General features: G+C 62.9%; 6 protein-coding genes. 2 read left to right on the forward strand and 4 right to left on the reverse strand.

Annotated elements, in window-relative coordinates; translation table 11 throughout:
- On the forward strand, nt 1-567 hold a 567-nt coding region (locus J0I64_RS04520), incomplete at its 5' end, for an MATE family efflux transporter (RefSeq protein ID WP_291406418.1).
- Here the strand turns inward: J0I64_RS04520 and miaA are convergent.
- On the reverse strand, nt 564-1,403 hold the full coding sequence (gene miaA / locus J0I64_RS04525; RefSeq protein ID WP_291406423.1) for a tRNA (adenosine(37)-N6)-dimethylallyltransferase MiaA: 840 nt from the start codon (nt 1,401-1,403) through the stop codon (nt 564-566). The genes J0I64_RS04520 and miaA overlap by 4 nt on opposite strands.
- Nucleotides 1,404-1,490: 87 nt before the next feature.
- On the opposite strand from miaA, the gene serB reads away from it, so the two are divergent.
- Nucleotides 1,491-2,363: a phosphoserine phosphatase SerB gene (serB, locus tag J0I64_RS04530; RefSeq protein ID WP_291406419.1), complete on the forward strand. Its 873-nt coding sequence runs from the start codon at nt 1,491-1,493 to the stop codon at nt 2,361-2,363.
- A gap of 78 nt (nt 2,364-2,441) precedes the next feature.
- Here the strand turns inward: serB and J0I64_RS04535 are convergent, their stop codons facing one another.
- The 3 genes from J0I64_RS04535 to J0I64_RS04545 all read right to left on the reverse strand — a co-directional run bounded on the left by J0I64_RS04535 (nt 2,442) and on the right by J0I64_RS04545 (nt 5,212).
- Entirely contained in the window at nt 2,442-3,524 is a 1,083-nt protein-coding gene (locus J0I64_RS04535) for a protease modulator HflC (protein WP_291406420.1), read from the reverse strand.
- Nucleotides 3,525-3,526: 2 nt separating this feature from the next.
- Nucleotides 3,527-4,624 carry an FtsH protease activity modulator HflK gene (hflK, locus tag J0I64_RS04540; RefSeq protein ID WP_291406421.1) on the reverse strand — a complete coding sequence of 366 codons (1,098 nt, stop codon included), beginning with the start codon at nt 4,622-4,624 and terminating at the stop codon, nt 3,527-3,529.
- Nucleotides 4,625-4,687: 63 nt separating this feature from the next.
- A complete protein-coding gene (locus tag J0I64_RS04545; RefSeq protein WP_291406422.1) occupies nt 4,688-5,212 on the reverse strand; it encodes a dihydrofolate reductase in 525 nt (174 codons plus the stop codon).
- Between the last annotated feature and the right edge of the window lie 98 nt (nt 5,213-5,310).

A 5,310-nucleotide genomic window follows, 5' to 3' on the forward strand; every position in this document is an offset into this window, starting at 1 on the left:
GCTGCCCATGCGATCGCCCTCCAATGCGCATCCATCGCCTTCATGGTGCCGCTCGGCCTCGGCGTGGCAGCGACCGTGCGCGTTGGCATGGCCTACGGCCGCGGTGACGTCGAAGGCATCCGCAAGGCCGGCTGGACGTCCTTCGTCATGGGCACGGCCTTCATGTCGCTGTCCTGCATTGCCTTCCTGACTTTCGGCCCGCAGATCGTCACCGTCTTTCTCGATCCGCATGTGGCGGCCAACGGCAATTCGCTGGCCCTGGCCGCGTCTTTCCTGATCGTCGCCGGCGTCTTCCAGCTTGCCGATGGCGCGCAAGTCGTTGCCGCGCATTCGCTGCGCGGTCTGAGCGACACCAAGGTGCCGATGGTGCTGGCGATCGTCGGCTACTGGCTGGTTGGTCTGCCGGTGGCCTACGTGCTGGGCTTCATCGTCAACTGGAAGGGCATCGGCATCTGGATCGGCCTAGCCGCCGGCCTGGCTTCGGTCGCCGTGGTGCTGGTCACACGCTTCGTGCTGCGCGAACGCATCGGCCTCCTCGAGAGGATGCGGGCACCCGCTACGGCCTAAGGGTCGATCGCGGCGCCTTCGAGGCCCAGTCGCGGCCAGTCCCCCATGCGGTTGCGGAACCACGTCCGCTGCCGCTTGGCATATTGGTGCGTGGCAATGGTCGCGAGAGAAATCGCTTCCTCACGCTCCAGGCGCCCGTCCAGCCAATCGCTGATCTCTGGCACGCCGATGGCTTTCATCACCGGGAGGGACGGATCGAGGTTCTGCGCCCGCAACGCTTCCACCTCCTCAACGGCGCCGCTTGCAAACATTGCTTCAAAGCGCCGGGCGATACGGGCCCGCAACACATCGCGATCGGGGGAAAGCACAAAGCGCTCCACGACCCAGTCGCCCAGGAGACCCGCCTGGGGATTGTCCTGAAACGCCGAGAGCGGCTTGCCCGTTGCGCGCTTGACGGCAAGGGCCCGCGTAACGCGCTGCGGATCCGCGACTTTCAGGCGACGGGCGGTTTCGGGGTCTTCCGCAATGAGCAACGCCATGCGGCCTGCCTCGTCCAGATCCTCGATCTCGCGCTGAACCTGCAGTGTCAGCTCTGGGGAAATTTCCGGGACATCGGCGAATCCGTTTGTCAGAGCGTCGAAATAGAGCCCTGTTCCGCCAACGAAAATCACTTCGCGGTCGGCGTCTACGGTGCCTAGAATCTTGCGCACCGCTTCCAACCACTGCCCGGTCGAAAACCGCTGCGATGCCGGAACACTCCCATAAAGACGATGCTCTGCGAGAGCCTCTTCCTCCACCGACGGGCGCGCGGTAATGATGCGGAGCGTGTCATAGACCTGCATCGCGTCGGTGTTGACGATGACGCCGCCATTGGCCCGGGCCCGCGCAAGCGCCATGCTCGACTTGCCGCTGGCAGTCGGACCCGCTATCAGGACGGCGCTTCTCTGGCGCGTCACACTAGTCTCCCGAAAGTCATTTTCGCCATGCCGGTTCTCAGCCTCATCGCCAATCCCGCCGATTCCGACCTCGACGTCTCGCTTGCGGCCGCAGTGGTGCAGCAAACCGGCGGAGAACTCAACTGGCTGAACCATCAGGTCGCCTGCGATATTCTCGAACCAAAGGCGCCGGACGCCCTCGACATCGCGCGCGAAATCATCGGCGCGCGCCGCGTTGACGCCAATGTCGTGCCCACAGAAGGCCGCCGCAAGCAGCTCCTAGTGGCCGACATGGACTCGACCATGATCGAGCAGGAATGCATCGACGAACTGGCCGCCGCGCTCGGCCTCAAGGCTCAGGTCGCCGAAATCACCGAGCGCGCCATGCGCGGCGAGCTGGATTTCGGGCAGGCCCTCGACACCCGCGTTGCCCTGCTGAAGGGCCTTGAGCGCGCCACCATCGAAGAAATCCGCCGCGAATCCATCACCCTGACGCCCGGCGGCCGGGCCCTGGTTCACACCATGAAGGCCTACGGCGCCTTCACCTCGCTGGTGTCGGGCGGTTTCACCTTCTTCGCCGACTATTTCGGCAAGCGCATCGGCTTCGACGAAGCCATCGCCAATGTGCTCGAATTCGATGGTGATCGCCTGGCCGGTACGGTGCAGAAGCCGATCGTCGACAAGAACACCAAGCGCATCCGGCTCGAAACGCTCGCTACCGAGCGCGGCCTCGACCTGATCCAGACCTTGGCCGTAGGCGACGGCGCCAATGATCTCGACATGATCGGTATCGCCGGCTTCGGCGTTGCGCTGCATGCCAAGCCCGCCGTGGCTGCTGCAGCGGGCTATCGCATCGATCACGGCGACCTGACCGCCCTGCTCTATCTCCAGGGCTATGCCGACGACGACTTCGTCCGCTAAGCCGCGCTCTCAGACATCGAAGCCCAAACAAAAAAAGCCCGGCACGAATGCCGGGCTTTCTGTTTTTTGTCGACTGCCTTACTGGCCAGCGGCCGGAGCTTCGACCGGAGGCGGAGCTTCGGTGCCGACGGTCGGGGTCAGTTCCGAACCATCCTGCAGCGTCACGGACGGCGCCGGCAGGGCTTCTTCGATGCCGAGGCCGTCGAGGGCCGGTTCGGTGCTGGGCGTGGCAGCTTCCGGAGCGGTCTGCGGTGCGATGGGCGTCGCAAAGGTAGTGCTCGGAGGCGGCAGGTCACCGTTCGAACCGAAGTAGCGGAAGAAGGCACTTTCAGGCGACAGCACCATAGTCGTGCCGGTCTTGGCGAGGGCGGTGCGGTAGGCATCCATCGAGCGATAGAACTCGAAGAATTCCGGATCCTGACCATAGGCCGCCGCGAAGATGCGGTTCCGCTCGGCGTCGCCGGTACCGCGGATGATTTCGGCATCGCGGGTCGCGGCAGCGACGATTTCGACCGACTGACGGTCGGCGATAGCGCGAAGGCTCTGAGCCTGTTCTTCACCGCGAGCGCGGAGCAGCGCAGCTTCAGCAAGACGTTCGGCGCGCATACGCTCAAAGGTCGTGGCCGATACGTCTTCGTCGAGGTCGGTACGCAGGATACGCACGTCGATGACGTCGATACCCAGGTTCGCCAGGTCCGGACGGATCAGTTCGCGGGTTTCACGCATCATCTGTGCGCGCTGGTCTGAAAGGGCAGCGCTGAATTCACGCAGACCGTAGACCTGGCGCAGGGCAGCATCGAGACTGGCCCCGATACGGGCTTCAGCGACAGAAAGCTGACCGGTGGCGCGCTCACGGAAGAGACGCGCATCGGCGATGCGATAGGTCAGGAAAGCGTCAACCTGGTAGAAGGCGTTGCCCGAAACCTGAACGCGCATATTGGCAATGTCATAGCGCAGCAGACGATCTTCGATGATCTGCACGTTGTCGACGAAATCGGTCGGGATCTTGAAGTAGATGCCCGGCTCGGTGCGCACATCGGTGATGCTGCCGAAGCGCGTGACGATTGCCTGCTCGCGCTCGTCGACGACGTAAAGCGAGGAGAAGAGCACGTAGAGAGCCGCAACGATGACGGCGCCGATGATAAAGAGGCGATTCGTCATGGTCAGTTCCCCGTCGAAGTCTTGGGACCGGAGCGGAGCTCAGGCAGCGGCAGATAGGGTACGACGCCGGAACCGCTGGCTCCGTTTTCGATCAGCACCTTCTCCGATCCGCCAAGGACCTCTTCCATGGTTTCGAGGAACAGACGCTTACGCGTCACTTCCGGCGAATTGACGTATTCAGCATAGACGGCGTTGAAGCGCTCGGCTTCACCCGTTGCTTCCTGCACCACGCGGTTGGTGTAGGCGGCTGCGTCTTCGCGCAGGGCCGCGGCACGACCACGAGCGTCACCGAGAAGGGTGTTCGCATAGGAGCGAGCTTCTTCCTGGAGACGCGTTTCGTCCTGACGGGCACGCTGCACTTCGTTGAAGGCGTCGATAACTTCGGACGGCGGACCGGCATTTTCGATCAGAATCTGGTTGATCGACACACCGAGGCCGTAGCTTTCGAGCGTTGCCAGAGTAATGCGCTGCACTTCGGCCGAGATACCCGAGCGGTCATCACTATAGATGTCCTGCGCCGGACGGCGGCCGACCACTTCGCGCATGGCACTTTCAGCGGCGTAGCGAACCATGGACTCCGGATCGCGCACGTTGAACAGGTATGCAACCGGGTCATTGATGGCCCAGAAGACCGAGAACTGGACGTTGACGATGTTCTGGTCGCCCGACAGCATCAGCCCGTCACGCGCCGCAGCACGCGAGCCACCGCTGGCATTGGCAGCGCCGATCTGCGTCTGGTTGACCGTCGTAGTAGCGCGTTCGACGGTTTCGACCGGCCAGAACAGGAAGTGCAGGCCCGGACCGGACAATTCCGGCTTGGGCGCACCGAAGCGCAGTTCGACGCCGACTTCCTGCGGATTGATGGTGTAGACCGAATTCACGCCCCAGAATGCCAGCAGCGCAACCACGCCACCGACGATTGCCCAACGGCCGCCGGGAACGCCACCGCGAAACTGATCGCGACCCCGATTGAGAATGTCCTCGAGATTGGGAGTGTTTCCACCGGGACGGCGCGGGCCGCCGCCACCTCCACCGGGTGCCTGGCCCCAGGGGCCGCCGTTATTGCGGCCACCTCCGCCTCCATTATTCTCCCAAGGCATCTCTATCCTTTCGGTTCCTGCTTATTTTGATTGCAAACATATATAGGCAAGGCGTCGGAACGATCAATGCGTGGGGCGTTCGCGTCTCTCGTAGATTTTGATGCGATAGGGCGCGGCGTCCTTTTCCGAAGGCGTTACTTCGGGAGTGTCCACAACCGCCCAGTTTTCCGCGTCGATAGTGGGGAAACGAACGTCCCCATCAGGGGATAGCTCCACATGGCTGATATAGAGACGGTCAGCTTTCGCCATGGCCTGCGCGTAAATGTCGCCCCCGCCGATGACCATGATTTCGTCGGTTCCCGCTTCTTCGGCAAGACGAGCGGCCAAAGCATAGGCCGCCTCGAGGTCATGAACGACGCTGACGCCCTCGGCCGTATAATTGGCCTGACGCGTCACAACGATGTGCGGCCGGCCGGCAAGCGGCTTGGGAAAGGTCTCGAACTGCTTGCGTCCCATGACCATGGGTTTTCCCATGGTCGTGCGCTTGAACCAGGCGAAATCGGACGGGATGCGCCAGGGCATGTCACCGTCCTTGCCGATGACACCATTGGCCGCAACCGCAGCGATGAGGGATATGCGTGGCTTCATCCCCTGCCCTTTCCGCCTCTCGGCCTTATTGATCCTCGATCTTCTTGAGCAGGAGGATTTCGAGCTCGCGATCGTAGGGCGGCCACCAGTCGGTTGCC

Origin of the sequence: Devosia sp., from assembly GCF_017307565.1 — a bacterium.
Classification (GTDB): domain Bacteria; phylum Pseudomonadota; class Alphaproteobacteria; order Rhizobiales; family Devosiaceae; genus Devosia.

Coding starts and splice junctions, on each gene's coding strand:
- miaA (WP_291406423.1), bottom strand. CDS start 1,403: ATGGCGCTTGCGCGGGCCCGGGCCAATGGCGGCGTCATCGTCAACACC.
- serB (WP_291406419.1), top strand. CDS start 1,491: ATGCCGGTTCTCAGCCTCATCGCCAATCCCGCCGATTCCGACCTCGAC.
- J0I64_RS04535 (WP_291406420.1), bottom strand. CDS start 3,524: ATGACGAATCGCCTCTTTATCATCGGCGCCGTCATCGTTGCGGCTCTC.
- hflK (WP_291406421.1), bottom strand. CDS start 4,624: ATGCCTTGGGAGAATAATGGAGGCGGAGGTGGCCGCAATAACGGCGGC.
- J0I64_RS04545 (WP_291406422.1), bottom strand. CDS start 5,212: ATGAAGCCACGCATATCCCTCATCGCTGCGGTTGCGGCCAATGGTGTC.